Raw genomic sequence first — 25,868 nt, forward strand, 5'->3', positions numbered from 1 at the left:
CCCTAAGTTCCTCTTTAAAGAATGCTGCATCCAGCTTGGTTTTACTATGATAGGTAAATCCAGCTTTTTCATAGACGGCAATTGCTGCATTTGAGCATCGCTTTTCTTAGTTCCATATTGAGGGTCTGGTTTAGATTGGAATAAACGAAAATATTCAAAAATTAGTACCTTCGCCCGCATATTTACAAACAGCATATTGCAGTTTGCTAACCCGTTTTAGTTACAAAAATTGAAAAGTCGTTACCCGAAAAATGGAAAAGAATTCTGAATATGAGAAAATGCCTAAAAACCTGAAAGGGCTTAATTTATCTGAGAAAAGTCAACATACGCTGAACAAATTAAAATGGATTGTAACCGAGAAAATTCATGGCGCTAACTTCAGCTTCGTATATGAGAATCGCAGATTACGCTTTGCTAAGCGAAAAGATTATTTGAAGTGGACAGATGATTTTTTCGGATTTCAACTTGTCGTGGCCGAATTGGAAGACAGGATGATTCAACTTTTTGAACAGCTTAGTAAGGATAAACCTGGAAGTCGGTATATTATATACGGAGAGCTATTCGGAGGAAAATATCCTCATCCCGATGTTGCTTCAGCTCCTGAAGTGCAGGCAATTCAGACTGGCGTCTATTATAGCCCTTCAGTGCAATTTTGTGCATTTGATATAGCCGTAGAATCAGAAAACCTGGCTCCAAAACAATACCTGGATTACGAGGAAGCAATTACCTATTTTGAAAAATACAATATTCTTTATGCAAGAGTTTTATTTAGCGGGAAACTGAATGAAGTATTGAACTTTAACACCAGGATTGATTCAACAATTCCGGCTCTGCTGAATCTTCCACCACTGGATGCCAACCTGATAGAAGGAATTGTTGTTAAACCCTTGAAACATTCTACGGTTAATGATCTTCGTCCTATTATCAAAATTAAAAACCCAGAATTTGATGAGGAGAAGAAGTTCCATGAAGCAGAAAAGTGGTCGTTGATTCCTGATATTACTTCCCGCTCAGAAAAACTATCCTTCTTAGTAGAAGAAATGGCAAATTATATCACAGAAAACAGACTTAACAGCGCACTTTCAAAAATCGGACAGCTGGATTTAAATAATTCCACAAGGATGAATGAAATTCATAGCGAATTCCTGGAGGATATTTTTACTGATTTCAATATTGAGAATGGGAATATCCTGGCCGACCTAATTGATTCAGAAACTGAATGGGTTCGGAACCGTATTGCTACGCGTATCTCAGAATTTATTGTTTCGTACTAGCCAAACGCTTTCTTAGCAAATGGTTTTGCAACATTAATACCTTGTTATAGGTAGGACACCGGTAGTAATAACTAATAAGATGGTAACCGGAAAAGAATTTTTTATACGGATCAGGAAGTAATGAGTTGAAACCTGCTACAAAGAATACAAAATCTCCGTTTACATCTATTTTTTTTATATCAATAACCGGTGCTTCTTCTCCTAACCACATCAAGGAGGTAGATAGAATTATTTTATCCATTTCATCCCGTGATTCTTTGAGTAGCATTTGCGCATCTTTAGCTAATTGTTCCCGGTGTTGAATAAGCACAGCATCGGGGTATTTACCAATTAAGCGGGCAAAATGGTAAATCAGGACCGGCGACCGGGCATAGTGTGGAGAAATATAAGCCGGGTCAGACAAATACTCACGGTGCCGTATAAACGCATCTAGTAACTGCACTGTTGCATTATCGGCCTTACTATTTGCCATATTATAGGTATGCATGAAGTATAAAGTATTTGAGAGTACGCAGGCATCAAAATCGATCGGCATATTTTTTCCAAACCAGGTAGAATATGCCGGTATGCCCCGATACTTTTTGAACGTATTTTTGATGCCATAATTCACTGTATTGGCATGCTGTTCCATCAGTTCCTTTGCTGCCAGGGCTGTTGTACTATCTGCTTCCATTGCAAGTAGCAGAATAGAAGTATCATCAATATCATCCGGTAGGGAATGCCATTTTCTGAATAGATTTAAGAACCAGGAATTAGGGAATACCATACTGGGATTAGTTCTCCAGAAATTGTAGGTCTGCCTGCCCGATTTATGCTGGAAGTGGGGGAAAGATTGTTGTGCCAATTTACGGATCTTCAGGCAAAGTATACTGTCGGGGCCCCTTAGCTCATTTTGTATTTCACCTAATGTCATGGCAATAAGCCCTGTAAAAAATACGTTGTTATCGTGCTTCCTTTTACCATCCGGGTATCCGTAATAACGGTGACTGGCAAACATACCGGCGTAATAGAAGCTATCGGATTGGTATTGTTCGGCTGCAATCTCACGTAGTAACCGGGATGTTACTGTATCTTCCTGAGCGTATAACCGGGAAGAAAACAGGATCAAGATGATAATTGTTAGCTTATTTAAAAGGCATTTACATGACGGAATAGGGAAGTTGTACACTGGTTTGGAAGAGTTAAAGGGGAAAATCTTGAAAAGAATTGGTCTCTTTTTTTCGGCTATAAAGGTAGTGAAGCATATTGAAAGTTCATAGATTTTGATGTAAACGCTACTTATCAAGTTTGTGAACCTGGTTTGTAACTATCATAATTACCTTAAATTGATATGAAATATTGTTGATATGCTGGTTTCAAAAGCATATGAATTGCCAGATTGGTTTAGAAAATATAAAATATTCTTCAATAATAATGATCAATAATTTTAAGGATAAGTTACTCGGTTGTTTGGTAGGAGGAGCTGTGGGTGATGCTGTTGGCAGTTATTATGAATCCCAGTCAACTATTAAAGAGGTTAGTTATGAACATATATATGGCATTACAGATGATACACAGTTAACCCTGGCAACCTGTGAGGCTATAATAAGCAATAAGTATCTGACACCAGACAAGGTAGCCCAACATTTACTTCAATGGTATAATAAAGGACTACTCAGAGGACTAGGAGCCAGCACCCTAAAAGCCCTACGTGATTTGCAGATGGGAGCACATTGGGGCCTTTCTGGCCGAGGAGGAGAATATGCAGCAGGTAATGGTGCAGCTATGCGTATTGCTCCTTTAGCTTTTGTATTAAATGTTCCCGAACAGCGGCAGCTAATTCGTGATATTTGCTATATCACTCACAAAAATGAAGAAGCATATGTGGGAGCATTAAGCATCCTATATGTTTTGCACTATACTCTGAATGATGTTGAGCAAGATAAGCTGATGAACAAAGTTATTTCAGAAATCCCCGATACACAGGTGAGGGATAATTTAATCAGTATAGCCAAGGAAGAATACAGCATACAAGAGGCTGCAAAGCTGTTGGGCACATCAGGGTTTGTAGCTGCTTCTGTTCCATTTTCAATTTATGCTTCACAACAAGTGTCTAAAATCGGGTTTCAGAATGTGATTACTCAAATAATCAAATGTGGGGGAGATACTGATACAAATGCGTCGCTGGCTGGTCAGATTATGGGTACTACTATTGGCTATAATGCCTTGCCAACGGAAATTATCTCAATATTTAATAAAATTCCTGAAAGCTCATATATTATCAAAGTTGCAAACAATATTGAACCAAAAATCTAAATTTAGATACTATACCAAATGAAAAAATTACTTATCCCTATCTGCCTGATTCTTGCTATTACTGCTTGTAACAGACAAACGAAGAATCAAAGGGCTGCTGATGAAATCCTTGATAAGATACCTTCTACTAAGACTATGAATGCAGGTAAACATCCTTATGAATTATATGTTCCGGACGGTTGGAAAACTGAAAACAGGAAGTTAAGGGGAGTAGATTACTATTTCATAGCTCCTGCGGATAATCCAAATATTAATGTTAATGTAGTTACAGAAACAATGTCCGGACTTTCATTAAATGATTACAGTGAACTTAACCTTAATAATATAAAACGAATTATTCCCAGTGCTGTAATTCTAGGGCATGGTAAAACTAAAATTAATGGAGTTACATCTGCATGGTACAAATATACAATAGAGCCTCAGGGCATTAATATTTCATTGAGTAGTTGTCTCGTGCCCGATAAAGGAGTTGCCTATATTATTACCTGTGGTTCACTAACTAAAGATGCCGATAAATACAAAAATACTTTCGATACAATCCTTAAATCTTTCAAATTTGTAAACTGAATTAATTTACATCCATTGTTTCATTCCAATAAAAGCTATCTGGGGTTGGCCTTTGCCCAAAAATGGCGGTGCCAACTCTGATAATTGTAGCTCCTTCTTCAATGGCAATTTCCATATCTCCACTCATGCCCATCGATAGTTCAAGCATTTCAACATTTGGAATGGCCAGCGAGATAATTTGTTGCTGAATACCTCTGAGTAATTGGAAACATTTCCGTACTTTCTCCGGTTCTGCACTGAGAATACCAATAGTCATCAGTCCTTTTACTCTCAAAGTTTCAAACCTTGCAACTTGTTCTACTAATTCTATTACAGTATCCGGACTAGCTCCAAATTTACTTTCCTCTTTAGAAGTATTCACCTGTATCAGTATATCCATTGTTCTGTTATCTGCCAAAAGGCGCTGATGAAGCTTTTGTGCTAAGTCGAGCCGGTCTACCGATTGCAAACAGGATACATCATATTTTAGGATATCCTTGATTTTGTTGGTTTGTAAGTGACCGATGAAATGATTGGTATGGGGAGTGTATTTTAAGTCTTCGTACTTCTCTTTTAATTCCTGCACTTTATTTTCAGCAATAAGCGTCTGACCAGATTCCAGCGCTATTTTTATCCTTTCTGCAGAAACAGTTTTGGTGGCCAGTAAGAGTTTCACTTCCTCTGGCGACCTGTCGACCTTGCGGCATGCAATTGCAATTCTGTTTAAGATTTGCTGAATGTTTTCTGCGATCTGATTTTCCATTGATCACTATTTAATATTGTTTACATCAGTTAAGGTATAACAGTATTCCCATTGCTCCATTCCTATTTTAGGATAATAATGAATAGCTTTGGGAGCTGCCAGTAAGATCAGTTTGGCATCGGGAGTATGTTGCTTGGTTATACGTATTAATTCCCTGCCAATCCCCATTTTCTGATAGCTTTCATCTACTGCCAGGTCCGACAAATAAGTACAGAAAGCATAGTCAGTAAGCGATCTTGCGATGCCAATTAATTTGCCATTATCTCTTGCGGTAGCAAAAATGTCGGCATTTTGCAGCATTTTGGCGATTCTGTCGGGTTCGTTGATGGGTCTTCTTTCCCCTAAAGTGGATTTTACCAATACTTCCAGGAATTCGGCTGCTTCGATCTTTTCTTCAATTTGATAGGTAATCATGAGCGTTGTTTTTAGTTTATGGCTGCAAGTACTTCTTCCTGCTCCAGTTCTTCTATCAGCCTTGCTTTTATTTCGGTATACAGATAATCTTTTGCTTCAGCATAGGAGATCTCATATTTACGTTGTATTTGATTCATCCTTTCCGGAAAGCGTAATAATAATTGATCGTAATAATTGTCCAGAAGTGCTGGTGCAGGCATCTCAAAACTGATCTTTAGTTGAAAACGCCGTAGCAAAGCGGTATCAATGATGGTAGGGTGATTAGTGGCACACAATAACAGTGCATCCTGTGGGTAGTAATCGATAAGCTGAATAAGTGTGTTTACCAACCTTCTCATTTCTCCTACATCTTTGTCGTCATTTCCTCTTGCTTTTCCAATCTGATCAAACTCATCCAGAAATAAAATAGCTTTATCCCTGGCGGCTTTGTCGAAAACCTGCTTGATGTTTTGGGATGTTTCTCCAATCCGTGCACATATTACATTACTAAGGTTGAGGATCAGAATTTTCTTATTCAACGCACTGGCAATCGCTTTGGCCGACATAGTTTTGCCACATCCCGAACTACCATGTAACAGAATTTTATTGTTGACAGGTAGTCCATACTCCTGCAGTTTTTCTATATAAGTATGTTCTTTAATAAGCTGAACAAATTGTTGCCTGTTAGCTTCATCGAGCAATACATCGTTGAATGATACCCGTTCCTTATCGTTGATGACTAGATCTAATATGTTCATTTTAAATTTAGATGCTTGATTTTAATCCATTTTCAATACCGAAGGAGAAGAGTATATCCGAAAGTTCGAATTCCGTTTTCTGCTCCTGGTGCATTTTCGACAATACTTCCTGTAGTACTATTCCTGAATGCTGTGTTGCATTAATCAGGCTCCCTCCGTTCAGCATATGCAGATACATATGCGCTGCAAACAATTCGCCACTTCCAGGTGGGTATACAGGTATACGTTTTGTTCTTACTACTTCTGTTTCACTGCTGGTTAATACCACTGTATCAATAGCCTGTTCCGGAGTAGTGGGGAAGTGACAACCAGTTGCTACAATTTTTTGCGAGTCTGAAACGGTTTCACGGGCTCTTTTAGCTGCTTCCGCTGGTGAACTTAAACTCCCTCCCAGTAAATACTGACATTCGAACTGGTTGGGGGTTAGCAGATCGGCCATTGGTACCAGGTGTTTGACTATAGCTTCCGGTACATCTGCCGGTACATAAAATCCATCATTTATATCTCCCATAATCGGGTCGCACAAATAAGTGATCTCCGGGCTATGTTGCTTTATTTCTTTGATAAAATCTGCTGTAATTCTTACCAGGTCTGAGGAACCAATAAATCCGGTAAATATAGCTGCCACTTCGTCGAGGATGTTTAATTCTAAAATCCCCTTCAAAATATCTGCAAACAGGGCAGGAGGTATGGCCCCTCCTCCAACGGTTGGCAGTCCAAGTCGGTTTGAATAGAGTACCGTAGGAACTGTAATTGCATCATGCCCACCTATTTGTAGCACCAATGCAGTGGTGCTGCTACCAACATAACCATACGATACCTTGCTATGGATTACGATCGTCTTATTCCTCTTTTTATTTGCCATTTAAGATTGAAGTTTGTTCTGGTATACCAAAATAACTTTGATTTAAATGCAAAAGTATTCTTTAATAGGACTACCTTAGTGGTCCAGATTTAAACTATTGGATGGTCCAGATGCTACCATTTGAACATATTATTTCTATTAACAAGAACAGCAAGGCCCCTGTTTACCGGCAAATTGCAGTTTCTATCATCAATGCCATCAGAAATGGAACACTAAAGGCGGGAACAGACCTTCCCGGGAGCAGAGAATTAGCCAAAATGCTGGGAGTACACAGGCGCACAGTGATTGCCGCTTATGAGGAATTGGGGGCTCAGGACTGGGTTTTAATTCTTCCAAAGAAGAATGTTACAGTTTCCGAGCGGATTCCAATTCTAAAACCCCAGCAATGGGATACCGGCCAGGAATTAACTTCCTACGAAAATCAGTTCGCTCTTCCATTCAGGCAAATAGAGACCATTGTATCTAATACAGAAATCGCTTCTGCATCCGAAATATTTATAGATGATGGGTATCCCGATATCCGGTTATCTGCTATTGATATTTTATTGAAGACCTATCGTTTCTATATTTCCAGGAAATATTCGTTGAAAAATGCCTCTCAGGATACGATTCAGGGAACTCCGGCTTTGAGAAAAGAGTTGGCCAGCTATTTATCTGAAACCAGGGGATTAAGTATCTCAGCCGATAATATTCTGATCACTCATGGGGCACAAATGAGTATTTTCCTTTCAGCTCAGTTACTGCTGGAACCTCAATCCAATGTTATTGTTGGTAAACCAAATTATCCTAATGCCAACAAAGCTTTTAGCGAAACAGGTGCTAATATTATTGAAGTAAAGGTTGATGAAAATGGTATTGATACCGAGGAAATTGAAAGCATATGTAAAAAGAAGAAGATCAGTGCAGTTTATGTAATTCCTCATCACCATTATCCTACTACCGTTACCTTAAGTGTGGAAAGAAGAATGAAGTTGCTGGAACTGTCGGACCATTATTCTTTTACCATTATTGAAGACGATTACGATTATGATTATCATTATAACTCTTCACCCTATTTGCCGCTGGCAAGTGGAAGACATCAGGGAAACGTTATTTATATAGGTTCATTTTCTAAGATATTCGGACCTTTTTTACGTATAGGGTTCATGGTTGCTCCAAAAAATTTCATTGAGCAATGCACGGTATTACGACGCATCATCGATGTCAGGGGCGACAGCTATATGCAAAATGCTTTAGCCGCTATCATAAAGGAAGGGGAGGTGGCCAGGCAATTAAAAAAAGCTAAGAAGCATTATCATCAGCGAAGAGATTTTTTGGATCACCAACTAAAGAGTAAACTGGGTAAATACATTTCCTATACTTTGCCGCCAGGTGGTATGGCTATTTGGGTGAAGGTTAAGCCCGAATTTCCAATTGAAGGTTTACAATCAAATCAACAGCTTCAAATTAAAAGTATCGACATCCGTGAAAATGCATTCAGATTTGGTTTCGCTTCTTTGAATGAAAAAGAATTGGAATTAGCAGTAACTATTTTGGAAGGAATTTTTAGGAGGATAGAAAATTCCTAGATATTATACCAGTGCAGTTTGTTGAAGCATCACAGACATAACAATAAGACCTGCCACATGCTCTTCTTTCAAATCCCGGCGCAATACCTGCAAAGCCTTGCTCATGTGCTTTTCTACTGTCTTAACTGAAATCCCCATTTCTTTGGCAATGGCTTTATAACCAAGATTGCCATAGTAATTGAGCATAAACACTTCCCTGCATTTTTGCGGAAGAGTATGAATGCTTTTATCAATTTCTTTCCGTAAAGCAGAACGCTCATACACCTGTGGTTGTAATGCTTCCTGCTGGTGAGCCTGCAGGAGCAGGTTTTGATGGTGTTGCCCCTTTACCATTTCATTTCGTAGGGCATTCGACGTTTTATACTTAATGGCGTTGCAGAGGTATCCCAGAATATTGGTATCGGTAGGAATGGTTTCTCTTTTCAGGTATAAACTGATAAATACATCCTGCAAGATATCCTTTGCCTGTTCACGATCTTTAATGACACGAAATGCCTGATTAGCAAGGAAAGTAGCCGTGCTGGTATAGAGCAGTTCGAAAGCTTTATCATTTCCGGCTTTCGCCAACTGCCACAAATTGTTGCATGTATGGTTATCTGGTGTGGTGATTGAATTGGTTGTTTGTTGTGCAAAAATAAAAGCCTTGTCTTTCTTTCAATGTTATCTATTTGTAAACAAATCGCCCAATGTTAACTTAATATGAATTCAAAAAAAGGAGTGGGGGAACTTTTAGGTTGAAGTGATATCATTTCAAACAGGCATTAAAATGACAGATGAACGACTTCGTTACCTGCTTGAGAAATATCTTGATCAAACAGCTTCGACTGAAGAATTAAAGGAATACAACGACTGGTATCAGCAACGGTTGGCTGAAGGACAGGATATGGAACCTGGGCTAACATCTGCAGAAGTGAATGCTGTTTATAATAATATATCAAAACGAATTTCTACACCACGGATTCATATAGCCCGTTGGGTTGCAGCAGCAGCAATAGTAGGAGCTATTGCCACTTTGTTGTTCTATTCACAACAAAACAACAGAACATCATCCAAAATTGTAGCTGCTGATAAATCAGCTGTTCCTGCCGAAATCATTATCAATAATACAAACGATAAATCCAAAGAAGTGAGGTTGCCTGATGGCACAGAGGTTACTCTCTTTGCACAATCGAGCTTACGATTTGATACCGGCTTTGCTAAGTATAATCGTTCTGTTTATTTAGAAGGAAAGAGTTTTTTTGATGTTGCTCAAAATGCCGGCCTTCCATTCACTGTTTATAATCACGACTTAGCCATAACGGCACTAGGAACTACCTTCACAATTACTGGTAATAGAAATAGTAAAAAGGTTGATGTAATGCTGCATTCCGGGAAAGTTGTGGTGAAGCAGATCAATGCTAAAATGAAAGAAGTATACTTACTGCCAGGCCAGCAAATGACCTATAACATGGAGCGGGCAAGTGTTGTAATGCATGATCTGACCAGCAAGGCAGCCCCGGCGAAAATAACAAATACTTTATCATTTGGCTCAAGAACAGGTTTTGTGGCCAACTTTGACGAACAACCATTAGATAGTGTGTTGCTGGCTATTTCAAAAGGATATAATGTAAAAATCAGTATAAAAAATGCGTTACCAAAGGATGTCGTATACACCGGCCAGATTAGGGAGGTAGATTCACTTGGTAAAGTACTTTCGAGGATTGCCATCCTGCATAACCTGAATATAAAAGCAACAGGTAAAGGATTTCTAATAGAAAAAAATCAGTAATTAATAAATAATCTAACTTATGACACATCGCTACAAAGTGGTGAAGGGCGGAGCCTTGCCCTTAATTAACGAAAAATGGAGGGCTTTTATGTGCCTGTTTTTCCTGGTGATGATTTGCCATATTACAGCATTCGCACAAAAGAAAACCTGGATCAAAGGATTGATTGAAGATGAAAAAGGTCAACCGTTACCAGGGGTAACCGTACAGCTAAAAAGTGAAAGTGATACAACTCATAAGCGGGTAGCCATTACCGATGGTATGGGTGTATTCGCATTTGACTATGCCGGACAAACTGGCCCATATGTTTTTACATTCAGCTCTATGGGCTACATGACTCAAACCATCAGGAAGCAAGACCTCGATCCCGCTAAGGAACAATCGATGTCGATCATTCTGAAAGAGAATACAGCCGGACTTACCGAAGTAGTGGTAGTAGGATATGGTACTCAGAAGAAAGTTAACCTGACCGGCGCCGTAGACCAGGTAGGAAAGGAAGTTTTCGAAAACCGCCCTATGGTGAACGCAACCCGTGGATTACAGGGAGTTTTGCCCAATCTGAATATCAGAATGACCGATGGTAAGCCCATTCGTGGTGCTACCTATAATGTTCGCGGAACCACCAGTATTGGTGCCGGCGGCTCAGCCCTGGTATTGATAGACGGCGTACCGGGAGACCCGAACATGCTCAATCCTAACGATATTGAAAGCGTTTCTGTATTGAAGGATGCTGCATCAGCCGCAATTTACGGTGCGCGTGGTAGCTTTGGGGTAGTGCTTATTACTACAAAGCAACCATCAAAGGATAAAACTCAGATCAATTTTGCCAGCAGCTTATCGCTGAACGACCATACTGTAAAACCTAAATTCGTAACTAACGGGTATGAATGGGCTAAAAATTTCGATGAGGCCTTCAATGCCTGGAACGATTATAAATCTCATCCTCAGAAAGCAAACAGTGTTTTCCCTTTCTCACTGGATTACCTGGATGAGCTGAAAAAACGAAACGACGATCCATCTTTATCCAAATACGGTATAGACCCAACCACCGGTAACTACGTGTATTATGGAAATACAGACTGGTTCAAGGAATTGTATGCAGATCGTAATCCCTCTACCGAACAATCCTTAACTGTATCAGGAGCCAGCGATAAAACAGAATACTATGTGTCTGGCCGCTATAACTCTCAGGCAGGTATTTTTCGCTACAATCCCGATAAATTTAAAATGTACAATGTGCGTGCTAAAGGTGCCGTTAAGCCTTATAAATGGTTACGCATTGAAAATAATTTCGACTTTTCTCAAAGAAAATATTTCTATCCTATCCTAAATCACCCTAGCAACACGCCGGTATGGAGAAGAATTTCCGACGAAGCATTTCCTATTGCTATGCTGAGAAATGAGGATGGTACCCTCACCGAAAATGCAGCTATTGTATTTGGTAGTTTCATTTCAGGTAACAACTATTCCGACCTAAATGAAACCTTGATCCGTAATACATCCCGTTTCACTACTTCTTTCTTCCAGAACAAATTGCACCTGAATGGTGATTTCACCTTTGCCTATACCAATAGCGTAGATCAACGTTTGTATACTCCTGTACCATATAGTAAAGTACCAGGTGTTATGCTGGAAAGGGGAGAGAGTAAAATGAATGAGAACAACGGTAAAACAAATTATACCGGTGCTAATCTGTATGCCGATTTCGAACATTCCATCAGTAAGAATTATTTCAAAGTATTGGTTGGTTATAACTACGAATATCAATTATTCAAATCCCGTTTTTATCAGCGCGATGGGCTAATAAATTCTAGCTTACCGGATTTCAGCCTGATGAATGGTGTTAACTATTCACTAACTGGTGGGGGTAACGAATGGCGTACTATGGGTGGCTTCTTCCGCTTTAACTATAATTACGATGAAAGATATCTTTTAGAGGTAAATGGTAGATATGATGGTTCTTCCAAGTTTCCTTCAGATCAGCAATTTGGCTTCTTCCCATCGATGAGTGCAGGTTGGCGCCTTTCTAAAGAAGCCTTCTGGCAGATAGATCCAAAATTGATTTCCGATGTGAAAGTAAGAGCCTCTTATGGCGCCTTGGGTAATGGTAACGTAGATCCATACCAGTTTCTCGAAACAATGGGAGTGAAGAAAACAACCCGTATTGTAAACGGTGCGCTGGTAGATTATACTTCTAATCCTAATGTAATTCCGGACGGACTTACCTGGGAGAAATCTACCACGCTCAACTTCGGTGCTGATATTGCTTTGTTGAACAATCGATTTAAAGTAACCTTCGATAGGTATACCCGTAACACTACCAATATGTTTACCGTTGGACTTCCTGTGCCTGCAGTATTTGGAGCCAGTGTACCAAGAGGAAACTATGCAGATTTGCAGACTAAAGGTTGGGAGTTATCCCTCAGCTGGTCAGACCAGGTGAAGGTTGGTAAACATCCATTGCAATATTCAATTGGTGGCGTATTATCTGACTACGTTTCAAATATTACGAAGTTTAATAACCCTAGTAAAATTCTGGATACTTATTACGAAGGTATGCGTGTAGGCGATATCTGGGGGTTTGTGAATGATGGCTACTTTCAGAGTGAAGAGGAAATCAAAAAATATAATGTAGATCAGTCTTTCATCCGCGTTTCAAATTCAAACATCTTGATGCCCGGAGATATCAGGTTTAAAGATTTGGATAATAATGGAAGAATAGATCAGGGAAAGAATACCTTGGATGACCCGGGAGATCGCAGAATTATTGGAAATACCGAGCCTCGTTATGCATATGGAATTACAGGTTCGGCAAACTGGAATAATATTTTCCTTAGCTTCTTCTTCCAGGGTATTGGTAAAAGAGACTGGTGGCCAGGTACAGATGCTTCCCTGTTCTGGGGGCAATACAACCGTCCGTATAGCTGGATGCCTGAGGAGATCATGGATAACCGCTGGTCTGAAAGCAATCCGGATGCCTACTTCCCACGTTTCAGAGGGTACACTGCCTTAAACTCAAATGCAGAATTGGTAGTTCAGCAATCTAAATATCTTCAGAATGCTGCTTATATCCGATTAAAGAATTTAACAGTTGGATATGATCTGCATACCCAATGGATGCAACGGGCAAGTATAAAAAGCGCGAGAATTTACTTCACTGGTCAGAATTTATGGACATGGAGCCCAATGTATAAGATTATGAGAACAGTAGATCCTGAAGTGATCGAAGGAGCAGACCCTGAATTAAGTAAGGGTGCAGGTAACGGGATGGCTTATCCTATGTTAAAAACTTATACAGTAGGGATCAATCTTACTTTCTAAAGACATTAAATCAGCAAGAATGAAAAAGACGATATTGCCTTTATTGATGGTTTTATTTTGCGCATGTAATAAAGACCTCAATTTAAAACCTTTTGATAAACTAAGTCCGGATAACGCTTTCAACACAGAAGCCGACCTGCAACTCTATGCCAATTCATTCTATAATATGTTGCCATCAGGTAACGACATCATCCGTGGCGATGTAATGAGCGATTATATTGCAGGAAAGGATGTAAATAGTTATATCAGAAAAAATGCCTACACCTCAGTTAATTCAAACGGTTGGAGCTGGAGTGATCTTAGAAATGTAAACTATTTCCTGGAACATTTCGGACAGGCGAAGATTACAGACGAAGCCCGTAAACATTATGAAGGGCTGGCCCGATTTTTCAGAGCTTATTTTTATTTTGAAAAGGTTAAAAGATTTGGAGATGTTCCGTTTTACAGCACAACCTTAAACATTGGTAATGCTGCTTTATATAAGCCACGCGATAAACGTACAATGGTAATGGATAGTGTATTGGCAGATTTAAATTTCGCTTGTACCAATATTCGTGATAAAAAAGACAACACTGCCTCTACTATAACCCGTGCAGTGGCTTTAGCTTTTAAATCCCGTGTCTGCCTGTTTGAAGGAACATTGAGAAAATACAGATCTGATCTTTCGCTGCCAGATGCTACTAAATGGCTACAGGAAGCTGCTAATGCAGCTGAAGCCGTACGGAAAGGCGGACAATATGGATTAAATATGGCTGGTGACAGTGCAACCTGGTACCGTAATTTATTCATAAGTGAAGCGGCTAACAGCACTGAAGTATTACTGGCTTACGTTGGAAGTAAATCCCTGCGTGTTTTTAATGATGCCAATTGGTTCTATACCAGCGCAACTTATGGTAACCGCATCAGCCTAACGAAAACTTTTACAGATACTTATCTGAATGCCGATGGTTCAAGGTTTACAGACCAACAACAGTTCGATACAATCCATTTTGATGTAGAAGTAAAAGGTCGGGATAAACGCCTGCAACAAACTATCCGTATGGGTAACTATAGCAGGGATGGAGTAATTGCACCTCCTGATTTTACCTATACCTATACTGGTTATCAGCCTTTGAAGTATACATTGGATTCAAAAGCTACAGATGGAGTAGCCGAAAACTGGAACTCAATTCCAATAATTCGATATGCAGAAGTGTTATTGAACGAAGCGGAAGCAAAAGCCGAATTGGGAATTTTCAATACAGAGGATTGGAGCAAAACCATTAAGCTCCTGCGCCAGCGGGCCGGCATCAAACAAACTGATTATCCAACTACCGTGGATGCCTATTTGCAAAAAGAATATTTCCCGAAAATTGCCGATCCGGTTATTCTTGAAATCCGTCGCGAACGCGCTATTGAACTAGTGCTGGAAGGATTTAGATTCTATGACCTCATCCGCTGGAATGTAGGCTCATTGATGGAAAAATCCTATGTAGGAATCTATGTTCCGGCTATGGATCAGTTAATAGACCTGAATGGTGATAATAAACCTGATGTTGCCTTCGTAAAACAAATGCCTGCATCAAAAGTAAATGGCGTGTATTACTTCCTGATAGATGGTGACCAGACAAAATTATCGGGAGGTACAAAAGGTAATATTATCTGGTTGGATAATATTGATCGTGAGTGGAAAGAGTATAAATATATCTATCCGATTCCGTATAACGAAACTGTATTGAATCCGGCACTTGGACAAAATGATGGTTGGAAGTAAAATTGAAAATCGACATGAAAAAACTTCTCTTTTTAATATTCTCTGCTGTATCGTTATCGGTATCGGCACAGCAAGCGAAATATGTAGTCTTAATCACTATTGATGGATTCCGGCCAGATTTTTATATGGAACAGGGATGGGGAACACCTAATTTAAAAATGATGAAAGATAGTGGTGCCGCTGCAGAAGGGGTGTATGGTGTATTTCCTACCGTCACTTATCCTAATCATACTTCTATTATTACTGGTACCAAACCGGCAAAACATGGCGTATATTATAATGCCCCTTTTGAACCCACTGGGGCAAGCGGTAAATGGTATTGGGATTATAAGTCCATACAGGTGCCAACTTTATATACAGCTGTGAAGGCTGCCGGAAAAACCAGCGCCAATGTAATCTGGCCTGTAACTGTAAATGCCCCGATCGACTATAATATACCGGATATCTGGCCTGTTGGGAAGGGAAATGATCGCTTGGATGCAACAGCTGCTGTTACTTATCCGGCTTCTTTATGGCAGGAAATTCAGGAAAAAGCAACAGGAAAGCTGAGTCCTGATGATTTTAGTATGGTGAGGGAGGAAATGATCATGGATGAAAATGTGGCAAGAATGGGTGCTTATATGATCACCAGATATAAACCTACTTTTACAACCCTTCATCTGGCCTGCACAGATCATTATGAACATATGCAGGGGAGAGATGGTTATCTGGTACGTAAAGCTATTACGGGCGCTGATCGTGCTATCGGAACTATTTTGGACGCACTGGTAAGAGCAGGAATTAAAGATAGTACCACTGTTATTATTACAGGTGATCATGGGTTTGTAGATATTAATACAGCATTTGCTCCAAATGTATTGCTGGCAAAAGCCGGGTTAATGAATAATGTAGGAAAGGGCGACTGGAAAGCTCAGTTCCATTCGGCTGGCGGTGCTGCCTTCCTGCATTTGAAAGATCCTAAAGATCAGACAACCTTAAAGGCCGTAGAACAACTATTGGCAAACCTTCCTGCCGAACAAAAGAAGCTGTTTAAAATAGTTTCGAAGAAGCAGTTGGATGAAGCAGGAGCTGATCCTAATGCTGCGCTGGCTCTGGCTGCTACTCCGGGTACTACCATCAGTGGCAGTGCAAACGGAGAAGTAGTTAAACCTGCAAAGGGAGGAACACATGGATTTTATCCTGATTTCAAGGAAATTCAGACTGGTTTTATTGCATATGGTGCTGGTATCATTAAAAAAAGTACGATAAAGGAAATGCAACTGATTGATGTTGCACCAATTATTGCAACATTGCTGTCATTGGATTTTAAAACGGCTGAAGGGAAGGTGCCGGCCGGAATACTGAAACCTTAAACGCATTGGGCTGGCCTTTGGTCAGCCCTTTTTTGTTCGTATCTCCCTTCTGTATAATATTAGTCCAGCTGGCATTGGTAACCAAAATGATAATAATCTGTAAAGCAGGGTTACAACAATTGAGGTTCCAACCGGTGCTCCCAGGCTCGTAAAGAAAAGTACCATACTACTTTCATAAACGACTAAAGCACCCGGTGTAATTGGTAGTATTGCAATGATCCTGGTGCTCATAAATGCAAGGATTACCACGAAAGGAGAAATTTCTATCCCCATACCCCAGAACAAGGCAAATACAGTGGCACTATCGGCTAAAAGTACCAGCAGCTGAAATACTATCGCTTTAATTACTTTTTGGGGCTCTTCTTTCAAAAACTTTATTTCCTGTTGTCCACCCTGTGAAAAGTCGAATGACAGCTTCTTCTTAAAAAATTTTATCTTCTTTAATCTATCAAAAATACTAACTAAAAATTTCTTCTTACCTGCCAACAATATCAGAGCACTCAGGATAATGAAGATCAAAATACCAGCGGCTAAAGTAACTTTAACGAGGTGAGGGGATTTAAAAAAGAGCAGGCAACTAAAGAATAATGGTATTATCAGGGCTTCAATTGCTGAATAATAACATACCATTTCGGTAACAATTAAAGTAATGGTATCTGAAACCGGTAATTTGAATTTTTGTAAAAAATTGAAAATATAGGTATTGCCACTGAGGCCGCCACTGGGAACGGTTTGATTAAAGAAAAGTGCAATGATCGCGGCTTTACTAAGCTCCCATAAAGTAGGGAAGGGATCTAATTTGTAAGCCGTTAACAGAATTTGATAGACTATTGCAGCAAAAAGATAAGTTAGTAACTGAAAACATATTGCAAGAATCAGCCAATAGACTTTCACTTCCTTCAATAACAGAAATTCTTTTTTGATCTCAGGAAGATAATGTATGACTAGTACCAGTGCAAAAACTATGAATATAGCAGTCCAAACCCAATATGAGGTATTAATTTTTTCTTCCTGATTTCCTGTTTCATTTTTAGGTGTTGTAGACATTAACTACTATGTTTTCCAGATCCATTTATCTGCCCATAACGGATATTAATATTGGTAACACCGGATAGATGTCTTTGTTGGAAAATTGAAGAAGAATTTTGATGATCATTTACCTGTTTTTTTTGATTATTGATTGTAAATGAATAAGATAGATTGATGTTTTTGTTTGAGGTCGGAAATGGATTTGAACCATTGTATAAGGTATTGCGTACCCTTGCCTGACCACTCGGCCATCCGACCTTTCAAAAGGTTAATGGGGTTAACTTATCGTTTGTTAATTATTTCCACCAGTGGTAATAGTTATGGAGGCCATCATATTCGAATTCGCAACGCGGATACAGGTTGTTACCAATATCATTTGTTTTTTCTGTTTCAAGCATGAGCCCACATGCGTTTGTTTCGTTACACCACTCCTTGCTCCGATCTATCAAGGCAACCGAAATCCCTTTTCCCCTGTAATCGGGATGTACAAATAAATCACTTAATAACCATTGCTTCTCAAGCCTGGTATAGTGAAATAATTTGTAAAGCTGTACAAAGCCAACAGCCTTGCCTTCAGCAATGGCTAAAAAGATGTCAGATTCGTTATTCAGCAACCTTTCTTTAAGAAATGCTTTCCCTTTTTCTACATCCGAAGCCTGACGGTAGAAAATGCGATAAAGGTCGAATAACCCTGCTGTTTCATCTAAGTCTTCCAACCCCGCTTTTTTAATTTTGAAATCCATTGCCATAAAATTTTAAGATTATACCACAAAGGTATTTGACAGATGGACTACCTTTGTGGTCCAGATTATAGTAAATAAGTAGTCCAGTATGTTTCCATTCGAGCATGTAATTACCATTGATTCAGGGAGTAATGTTCCTATATACAAGCAAATTGCTTTTTCGATCATTAATGCGATCAGAGGAGGTACACTGAGGGCGGGTACTCATCTTCCCGGTAGCCGGGAATTGGCAAAACTATTAGGTGTTCACCGTAAAACGGTAATTGCGGCATATGATGAGCTGAATGCACAAGACTGGATTACTATTATTCCAAGAAAGCATGTAGAAATATCTGAACGTATTCCTGTGCTTCAGCCACGAAAATGGAATACAAAGGAGCCGGTAATGGCTTATAAAAACAGGCTGAATTTACCTTTCAGAATAATTGAAAAGGATCATAAAAAACATGGTGTTACCTCCATTCCTGAAATGATTATTGATGATGGCCACCCGGATGTTAGATTGTCTCCCATTGATGAATTATTAAAAACATACAGGTCTTTTACGGCCAGAAAGTCTGCCATTAAAAATGCGCATATTGGAACAGAGCAAGGCACCAGAAAACTGAGAGAAGAATTGGTGAAGTATTTATCTGAAACGAGGGGATTGAATATTTCTACAGAAAATATTTTAATAGCTCATGGGGCACAAATGAGCATTTATCTTACTGCCCAAATTCTTTTGAGTGCCGGATCAAACGTTGTGGTGGGAAATCCCAATTATCCTGTTGCCAATAAAACCTTTGAAGAAGCTGGTGCAACGCTTATAGAAGTAAAAGTCGACGGCCATGGAATAGATACTGATGAAATTGAGGTTCTTTGCAAAAAGAAGCATATTCAGGCTGTATATGTTATTCCACATCATCATTATCCTACTACGGCTACACTGAGTGTGGAGCGTAGATTGAAATTACTGGATTTAGCGAACCGCTATTCTTTTGCCATTATTGAGGATGATTACGACTACGATTATCACTACACTTCCTCTCCTTATTTACCCTTGGCGAGTGGTAGTCATAACGGCAACATTATTTATATCGGATCATTTTCAAAAATTTTGGACCCTTCCCTTCGCATGGGTTTTATGGTGGCACCGCAAGATTTCATAGATCAATGTACGGCATTAAGAAAGCTGATTGATGTAGGGGGAGATGGATATATGCAAAATGCTTTGGCTACGATAATCAGTAATGGTGAACTTAAAAGACATCTCAAAAAAGCAAAGAAAATATATCATCAACGCAGGGATTTTTTGGATACCCTGTTGAAAGAGAAATTAAGTAAATTTATTTCGTATACCTTACCGGCGGGAGGGATGGCTATTTGGGTGAAATTAAACAAGGGATATGCTGTTGGCAAGCTAAGTAATAACCCACAGCTTAAGATTAGTAGAATTGATACCAAACTAAATGCTTTTCGGTTTGGGTTTGCATCGATGGATCATAAGGAATTGAAAATGGCAGTAGATAGTTTGGAGAGAATTTTTGCAACTTATTGATTTCCGGACATTGATTGTTCATTTTCGAACAAATGTAGTAGTATTAAATAGTTGACAATGAGATGAATATGAAGGTGGCACAATGACTGCTAATGTATATCCGTTATTCATTACTTATATTGATATGAACTTTCAGAATCTGAATCTCACAATACGCAACTTGCGAAAAGACAGGGTTTATACTTTAATAAACGTTACTGGTTTGGCGATTGCAATGGCAACTTTCCTTCTAATTATTCAAAATGTAAGGTTTGAGAAGAGTTATGAGAATTTCTATGAGAAAGCCGATAATATCTATCGTATAACCTTGAACCTCTATAAAGATGGTTCTTATATTACAACAGATTGTGAAACTCACCCCGCTTTTGCTCCATTAGTTAAGGAACGTATTCCTGAAGTAAAGGATTATGTACGAATGCAGCGGCTGGAGAAATGTGAGGTAACTACAGCTCAGCATAAAGCATTCCTGGAAACTAATATCTATGCGGTTGATTCTTCCATGCTCTCTATCTTTAATCAGCAATTTATAGCCGGAGACCCTGATAAAGCACTCAAAGGTCCAATGGATGCTGTGCTTACCGAAACTACAGCTCATAAATATTTTGGTAATGCTAACCCTATAGGACAAACGCTCAGTTTATCGGGTCAAACTATGACTATTGCCGGGGTTGTTAAAGATCCTCCAATTAATACGCATCTCAAATTTAATCTGCTGCTTTCCCTTCATTTTGTGGAAGTGTTAGGTTATGACCTAAGCTATTGGGGCGGAAATAATAACTATACCTACCTTGAAATGCAGCCAGGAACAAATCTAAATGCTTTTAATACAAAATTGACGGCTTTATCTAAGTCGCTTCCTCAACTGAAAGATAAGCTGTATAGTGCAGAACAACTTAAGGAAATTCATCTCTATTCCAGGAAATCATTTGAGCCAGAAGCTAATGGCGATTCGAGAATAGTTCAATTTCTGTTCATTATTGCCTTTCTGATTCTGGTAATAGGCATTATTAACTATATAAATCTTACCACTGCACGTTCAGCCGAACGCATGAAAGAAGCAGGTGTCAGGAAGTTGCTAGGTGCATCCCAATGGGCACTGATAAAACAATTTTTGTTAGAATCGTTTGTCATTAACATTTTAGCTTTTGCATTAGCGCTTCTGCTGATACAACTGGCATTGCCTTATTATAATACTATTGTTGGTAATACTTCCGCCTCAGGGATTTATACAGATGCCAAATTCTGGTGTAGCTGCGGAATATTATTTGTTGCAAATAGTCTGCTATCAGGTATCTATCCGGCTTATGTATTATCATCAGCAAAAGCTACCAGTAGCATTGGACGAATTTTTACGAGTAGCCGTGAGGGGAGTACTCTCAGAAAAACATTGGTAGTCGGGCAATTTGCAATCGCTTCAATTGTTTTGGTTGCTTCACTGGTAGTTTATAAGCAATTGTCGTTTATGCGCCATCAAAATCTGGGGATGAATCTTAACCAGGTATTGGTAGTTAGGGCGCCGGATCTGTTAAATGACACTACAAGTGCCTCAGCCTTTAAAAGTGAGTTGCAACAACTGGCAGGGGTTAGTAAAGTATCTATTGCGGGTTGTGTACCAGGACTTGGTTTAGAAATGCTCTCTACTACTTCAAATGTTACCAGGCAGGGAGATTCTAAAAAATCAAGCTATAACTATTATGTATATGGATTTGATGAAGATTTTACTAATATTTTGGATATGAAAATGGTTGCTGGTAATAATTTCAAAGGTCACTCGAGCTACGGAAATGAAGTTGTAATAAATGAGGAGGCCAGCAAAGTACTAGGCTTTAGCAGTCCTCAGGAGGCAGTTGGACAAAAATTGAATTTCTATGATGAACATCCGACTGTAATAGGTGTGCTTAAGAATTTTCATCAGCAAAGTCTGAAAGGTGCATTGCTACCAATGATCCACCATTACCTGAGCGATAAAGCCAACTATTTTGCCATTAAAATTACTAGTGGCGATATGGAGAAGATTCTGGCTTCAATAGAAAAGAAATGGGATTCACAGTTCAGAAATCATCCATTCGAATATTTTTTTCTTGATGACACATTTAATCGGCAGTATCAGTCTGATGTTCGTTTAGGAAAGATCATCAACATCTTTTCGATATTTACCATCTTTATTACCTGTTTAGGTCTTATGGGGCTGGCTGCTTATAATGTTTATAGGAGAACCCGTGAAATTGGTATTCGTAAGGTACTGGGTTCCAGTGTCATTGCTATTATATGGCTGTTAACCCGTGATTTCATTAAATTGGTTTTAATTGCATTCATCATTGCAACGCCTGTTGCCTGGTGGATTATGAATGAATGGTTACAGAATTTCGTATACCGAACCAGCATTCCCTGGTGGGTATTCTTATCCACAGGTGGATTGCTGATAATTATGGCAGTTTGTACAATAGGTCTGCAATCTATGAAGTCGGCAATGATGAATCCTGTAAAAGCTTTAAGGAATGACTGATGTAATTGCAGAAGCTACCGGTTTACCTCCTGCCTGAATAGTGATAGTATTCAGGCAGGAGTAAAATTCTATTTGTTTTCAAGCATCTTCAATTGTTTAGTAGCATTTGCATTTTCTGGATTAAGGTCCAGCGACTTTTTATAATTTGTTACGGCAGCGGGAGTCTGGTTGTCGAGAGCCAGTGATTCTGCATAACTATCATACGCATTCCAGGATTGAGGAAACTCTTCTGTGACCAGTTTAAGGATTTGTACTGCATCTTTAACTCTTTTATGATTCAGCAGATAATAGCCCAGTGAGTTTAATTCATCCTCAGTTCTTCCAAAATCATATTTCTCTTTCAGCTTCACTTTCGCCTGCCTATAAAATGCTATGGCTGTATCAAGTGACTGGTGCACCACTAATTCGCCCATGTGAGAAACGACGGAAGGTTTAGGTTTGTCGTAAGGAATATTGTTTATTATAGCAAAAATTCGATTGGTGATAGGGTCTAAATCCATGCTATTATCGTCTACCAGGTTGCTAAGCAATGTTATCAGCTCATCATTTTGTGTTTCATAAAGCAATACTGCCCTAAATCCAAAAATTCCTCCGGTATGCGCATGGAAAGTTACCTCCCGGTTAAGACCCGGGTATATGAATTTATTTACCCCAATACCATAAGCATATTTGTTGAGATATGGTGTAAACATTATTTCAGTATTTTCTGCAGATAATAATTTGTTGCTGTGCAGGGCTTTATTCCACAACATTAAATCGCCAACTGTACTATAAATCGCACCCGCGGAAAGTACTGAAGATTCCATATTGATATAAGTACTATTGGTAAAATCTCCATAAACATTGTCATATCCGATTGCCCGGTTTTTGACAATTGTAAATGGGTTATCTATACCACTGTTTTTCATACCTACTACATTAAAAATCCTTTCCTGTAATACATTTCCATAACTTTTGCCGGTTATGGATTCTATTATAGCACCCAGGATATAATAACCGGAATTGCAGTAGCTGTAAACCTTACCGGGTTCGGATTCTAAGGTATCGCTGCAATATTTCTTTACCATTTCCTCCCTGGAGAGCTTTACAACGGCTATTTCCGATGTAAAATTTGGCCGGCGAGTAAAGTCTGGAATCCCGGAAGTATGTGTGAGGAGCTGATGGATGGTTACCTGGTTTCCCACATCTTTCCTGTAATAAGGAAGATACCTGGAAATTGGGTCCTGAAGATTGAGCTTACCTTGTTCTTTCAGTTGCATGATCAGCATGGCTGTAAACTGTTTGGTAACAGAGCCAATGCGAAATTTAGTATCTATGGTATTAGGAGTACCAGTTTCTCTATTAGCAGTTCCATATGCTTTCTGGAAGATGATCTTTCCTTTTTTCATTACCAGGGCAGTTCCGGAAAATTCATGCATATCCTGGTAGGCTTTAATTACCTCATCAATTTTTTGAGCTTCATTTTGAGCAGATAATTTAACAACTGGCATAAAACTGAGAGCAAATAGTAAAATGGCGGGTCCGAATTGGAGCTTCAACATCGTTATAATCTTTAGAGGGATTGATTTGAAATTATTTTAGTAGACTAATATAGTTTTTTTATAATGCAAACAATTTTCAGTAATAAAAAATTTTCTTTTTAACTATTTCGGCAAATATCTGTTATAGTAAGTAAATATATTATATAACGAGAAGAAAATCTGTTATCAATTTATGTACTACAGGTTTTACGGAAATCAAATTAAACATCATTTTAAGTTTTTTGTCAAATTACCAGCTTAGATGATAAACCATACGAGTTATCTGGTTATGCAAAAAACACGGAAATGCCTCCTGGTCGGGCTTTATCTCTTTGTTTTTTGTATTGCTGGAAAACATGCTGCTTACAGTCAGACTTTAAAGGATAGCATCAATACTTTGTCACTTAAACAGTGCATCGATTATGCATTGCAGCATCAACCTGCCGTGCAACAGACAATTTTATTAAAAAGCATTACAAAAGAAGCAAATGCAGTGAACCTTTCGGGATGGTATCCTCAGGTTGGAGTTACTGTAAACTATAATCATTATCTGCAAGAACCAATTTCACTTTCGAATATTAATGGGGTTGAAACTCCAGTACAAACCAGTGTTGTAAATACAGCTATTCCCGGTGTCGGAGTTACCCAAAATATCTACAACCCCAGTTTGATTTATGTTTCCAGAATAGCACCTCTTAATATGAAAGCAGCAGAGCAAAGTATAGACAGTAGTAAAATAGATCTTGTTACTAATGTTAGCAAATCATTTTATAGTCTGTTACTTGTATTGCAGCAGATAGATGTGCTGAAAGAAGATACAGCCAGATTAGGAGAGAGTTTACGAACTGCTTATCACCAATATGTAGGTGGAATTGTAGATGAAACAGACTATGAACAGGCAGCTATATCACTCAATACTTCCCTCGGGCAATTAGTACAGGCTAATGAAAGTCTCTGGCCCCAATATGCTATGTTAAAGCAATTAATGGGATATCCGCCAGAGAAACAGTTTAATGTTGCATATGATAGTACGGAACTGTTGAAAGAAATTAATATTAATGCAACCGAACAATTAAGATATGAGAAAAGAATTGAATTTAAGCAGTTGATGGTACAAAAGAAATTACAGTCTGAACTAACCAGGTTTTACCAGAAAACTTCCATTTTCCCTACCCTATCTGCTTTCTACAATTACAATGCAACTTTTCAAAATAATAGTTTCTCTCACTTGTTTAATACAGTATACCCCAATTCGATTATTGGGTTGACAGTTAGTTTACCAATTTTTACCGGATTCGCGCGCATCCATAATGTTCGTCGTTCCAAGTTTCAGGAGAAAATCCTTGATTGGAGCGAGATAGACCTGAAAGATAATATTTACACTCAATATGCCACCGCCCTGGCAACCTATAGAGGGAATCTCTACAATATGCAAAAAATGAAAGAGAATGTGACTTTGGCCAGGCGTGTATATTTTGTAACCGATCTTCAATACAAACAGGGGATAGTTCCTTATTTGAATGTAATAACTGCAGAAACCAATCTTAAAACATCGGAATTGACTTACCTGAATGCTTTATATCAGACGCTTTCAAGTAAAATCGATTGGCAAAAAGCGATGGGAGATATAGTGTATTGATGATAGTGGGAGAATAGTATTTGATGGAATATTTCCTGTGTAGTTTTTAGGAAGGAACTGTTCCAATGCTTTAAGTTAGTAGGAATGGTATTTATTGAATATTAACTTCAATGTGAAGGATTAGCATCCTTTATCGGTGACAGGGCAGGGGCAAGCCCTGCCCCTACAAGGCGGAATTACTGGTTTACAATATTGAAATTAATAGATTGACATTTAACATGAAATTGGCATACAATAAAG

20 protein-coding genes and 1 tRNA gene are annotated in these 25,868 nt (G+C 38.9%); 11 read left to right on the plus strand and 10 right to left on the minus strand.

Annotation, left to right across the window (positions count from 1 at the left end; all coding sequences use genetic code 11):
- The first annotated feature begins 251 nt into the window (after nucleotides 1-251).
- Complete coding sequence (locus tag DVR12_RS20675; RefSeq protein ID WP_116977695.1) at nucleotides 252-1,274, plus strand: RNA ligase family protein; 1,023 nt, start codon at nucleotides 252-254, stop codon at nucleotides 1,272-1,274.
- Here DVR12_RS20675 and DVR12_RS20680 read toward each other — a convergent pair.
- Nucleotides 1,258-2,382, minus strand: a complete 1,125-nt coding sequence (locus tag DVR12_RS20680) for a hypothetical protein (RefSeq protein WP_116977696.1) — start codon at nucleotides 2,380-2,382, stop codon at nucleotides 1,258-1,260. The two genes, DVR12_RS20675 and DVR12_RS20680, sit on opposite strands and share 17 nt — an antisense overlap.
- Nucleotides 2,383-2,687: 305 nt before the next feature.
- Here DVR12_RS20680 and DVR12_RS20685 point away from each other — a divergent pair, with 305 nt between their 5' ends.
- Nucleotides 2,688-3,569 carry an ADP-ribosylglycohydrolase family protein gene (locus DVR12_RS20685; protein ID WP_158563321.1) on the plus strand — a complete coding sequence of 294 codons (882 nt, stop codon included), beginning with the start codon at nucleotides 2,688-2,690 and terminating at the stop codon, nucleotides 3,567-3,569.
- Between the two features lie 18 nt (nucleotides 3,570-3,587).
- Complete coding sequence (locus DVR12_RS20690; protein ID WP_116977698.1) at nucleotides 3,588-4,136, plus strand: PsbP-related protein; 549 nt, start codon at nucleotides 3,588-3,590, stop codon at nucleotides 4,134-4,136.
- 1 nt (nucleotide 4,137) lies between these two features.
- Here DVR12_RS20690 and DVR12_RS20695 read toward each other — a convergent pair whose 3' ends face one another.
- From DVR12_RS20695 to pdxY, 4 genes are read right to left on the minus strand one after another with little or no spacing between them, the layout of a single operon-like run.
- On the minus strand, nucleotides 4,138-4,878 hold the full coding sequence (locus tag DVR12_RS20695; protein ID WP_116977699.1) for a YggS family pyridoxal phosphate-dependent enzyme: 741 nt from the start codon (nucleotides 4,876-4,878) through the stop codon (nucleotides 4,138-4,140).
- Nucleotides 4,879-4,884: 6 nt separating this feature from the next.
- Nucleotides 4,885-5,292 (minus strand): GNAT family N-acetyltransferase, encoded by a 408-nt coding sequence (locus DVR12_RS20700; protein ID WP_116977700.1) that lies wholly within the window; start codon nucleotides 5,290-5,292, stop codon nucleotides 4,885-4,887.
- An 11-nt stretch (nucleotides 5,293-5,303) separates the two neighbouring features.
- Nucleotides 5,304-6,029 (minus strand): AAA family ATPase, encoded by a 726-nt coding sequence (locus DVR12_RS20705; protein ID WP_116977701.1) that lies wholly within the window; start codon nucleotides 6,027-6,029, stop codon nucleotides 5,304-5,306.
- A gap of 7 nt (nucleotides 6,030-6,036) precedes the next feature.
- Nucleotides 6,037-6,894: a pyridoxal kinase gene (gene pdxY, locus DVR12_RS20710; protein ID WP_116977702.1), complete on the minus strand. Its 858-nt coding sequence runs from the start codon at nucleotides 6,892-6,894 to the stop codon at nucleotides 6,037-6,039.
- Nucleotides 6,895-7,004: 110 nt separating this feature from the next.
- Here pdxY and DVR12_RS20715 point away from each other — a divergent pair, with 110 nt between their 5' ends.
- On the plus strand, nucleotides 7,005-8,462 hold the full coding sequence (locus DVR12_RS20715) for an aminotransferase-like domain-containing protein (protein WP_116977703.1): 1,458 nt from the start codon (nucleotides 7,005-7,007) through the stop codon (nucleotides 8,460-8,462).
- A 3-nt stretch (nucleotides 8,463-8,465) separates the two neighbouring features.
- Here the strand turns inward: DVR12_RS20715 and DVR12_RS20720 are convergent, their stop codons facing one another.
- Nucleotides 8,466-9,038, minus strand: coding sequence for an RNA polymerase sigma-70 factor (locus tag DVR12_RS20720; protein WP_158563322.1), 573 nt, complete (start codon nucleotides 9,036-9,038; stop codon nucleotides 8,466-8,468).
- Between the two features lie 190 nt (nucleotides 9,039-9,228).
- Between DVR12_RS20720 and DVR12_RS20725 the strand changes: the two genes are divergently transcribed.
- Genes DVR12_RS20725 through DVR12_RS20740 form a run of 4 tightly spaced genes read left to right on the plus strand, consistent with a single transcriptional unit; the run spans nucleotide 9,229 to nucleotide 16,654 of the window.
- Nucleotides 9,229-10,230, plus strand: a complete 1,002-nt coding sequence (locus DVR12_RS20725) for a FecR family protein (RefSeq protein WP_116977705.1) — start codon at nucleotides 9,229-9,231, stop codon at nucleotides 10,228-10,230.
- Nucleotides 10,231-10,249: 19 nt separating this feature from the next.
- The gene (locus DVR12_RS20730; protein WP_116977706.1) at nucleotides 10,250-13,549 is read left to right on the plus strand and encodes a SusC/RagA family TonB-linked outer membrane protein; all 3,300 of its coding nucleotides are present in this window, start codon (nucleotides 10,250-10,252) and stop codon (nucleotides 13,547-13,549) included.
- Nucleotides 13,550-13,568: 19 nt separating this feature from the next.
- Nucleotides 13,569-15,302 carry a RagB/SusD family nutrient uptake outer membrane protein gene (locus DVR12_RS20735; protein WP_116977707.1) on the plus strand — a complete coding sequence of 578 codons (1,734 nt, stop codon included), beginning with the start codon at nucleotides 13,569-13,571 and terminating at the stop codon, nucleotides 15,300-15,302.
- A 14-nt stretch (nucleotides 15,303-15,316) separates the two neighbouring features.
- Nucleotides 15,317-16,654: an alkaline phosphatase family protein gene (locus tag DVR12_RS20740; RefSeq protein ID WP_116977708.1), complete on the plus strand. Its 1,338-nt coding sequence runs from the start codon at nucleotides 15,317-15,319 to the stop codon at nucleotides 16,652-16,654.
- Between the two features lie 21 nt (nucleotides 16,655-16,675).
- On the opposite strand, the gene DVR12_RS20745 is transcribed toward DVR12_RS20740, so the two are convergent.
- The 3 genes from DVR12_RS20745 to DVR12_RS20755 all read right to left on the minus strand — a co-directional run bounded on the left by DVR12_RS20745 (nucleotide 16,676) and on the right by DVR12_RS20755 (nucleotide 18,426).
- Nucleotides 16,676-17,701: a lysylphosphatidylglycerol synthase transmembrane domain-containing protein gene (locus DVR12_RS20745; RefSeq protein ID WP_116977709.1), complete on the minus strand. Its 1,026-nt coding sequence runs from the start codon at nucleotides 17,699-17,701 to the stop codon at nucleotides 16,676-16,678.
- A gap of 169 nt (nucleotides 17,702-17,870) precedes the next feature.
- Nucleotides 17,871-17,941: transfer RNA gene (locus DVR12_RS20750), tRNA-Cys, on the minus strand.
- A 38-nt stretch (nucleotides 17,942-17,979) separates the two neighbouring features.
- On the minus strand, nucleotides 17,980-18,426 hold the full coding sequence (locus tag DVR12_RS20755; RefSeq protein WP_116977710.1) for a GNAT family N-acetyltransferase: 447 nt from the start codon (nucleotides 18,424-18,426) through the stop codon (nucleotides 17,980-17,982).
- 88 nt (nucleotides 18,427-18,514) lie between these two features.
- Between DVR12_RS20755 and pdxR the strand changes: the two genes are divergently transcribed.
- Together pdxR and DVR12_RS20765 are read left to right on the plus strand one after the other, a co-directional pair.
- Nucleotides 18,515-19,963 carry a MocR-like pyridoxine biosynthesis transcription factor PdxR gene (gene pdxR, locus DVR12_RS20760; RefSeq protein ID WP_116977711.1) on the plus strand — a complete coding sequence of 483 codons (1,449 nt, stop codon included), beginning with the start codon at nucleotides 18,515-18,517 and terminating at the stop codon, nucleotides 19,961-19,963.
- A gap of 124 nt (nucleotides 19,964-20,087) precedes the next feature.
- A complete protein-coding gene (locus DVR12_RS20765; RefSeq protein WP_158563323.1) occupies nucleotides 20,088-22,469 on the plus strand; it encodes an ABC transporter permease in 2,382 nt (793 codons plus the stop codon).
- 68 nt (nucleotides 22,470-22,537) lie between these two features.
- Here DVR12_RS20765 and DVR12_RS20770 read toward each other — a convergent pair whose 3' ends face one another.
- Entirely contained in the window at nucleotides 22,538-24,010 is a 1,473-nt protein-coding gene (locus tag DVR12_RS20770) for a serine hydrolase domain-containing protein (RefSeq protein WP_116977713.1), read from the minus strand.
- A 241-nt stretch (nucleotides 24,011-24,251) separates the two neighbouring features.
- Here DVR12_RS20770 and DVR12_RS20775 point away from each other — a divergent pair, with 241 nt between their 5' ends.
- Nucleotides 24,252-25,628 (plus strand): TolC family protein, encoded by a 1,377-nt coding sequence (locus DVR12_RS20775; protein WP_116977714.1) that lies wholly within the window; start codon nucleotides 24,252-24,254, stop codon nucleotides 25,626-25,628.
- Nucleotides 25,629-25,868 lie beyond the last annotated feature (240 nt).

It is taken from the genome of Chitinophaga silvatica (assembly GCF_003419895.1).
Lineage (GTDB): Bacteria > Bacteroidota > Bacteroidia > Chitinophagales > Chitinophagaceae > Chitinophaga > Chitinophaga silvatica.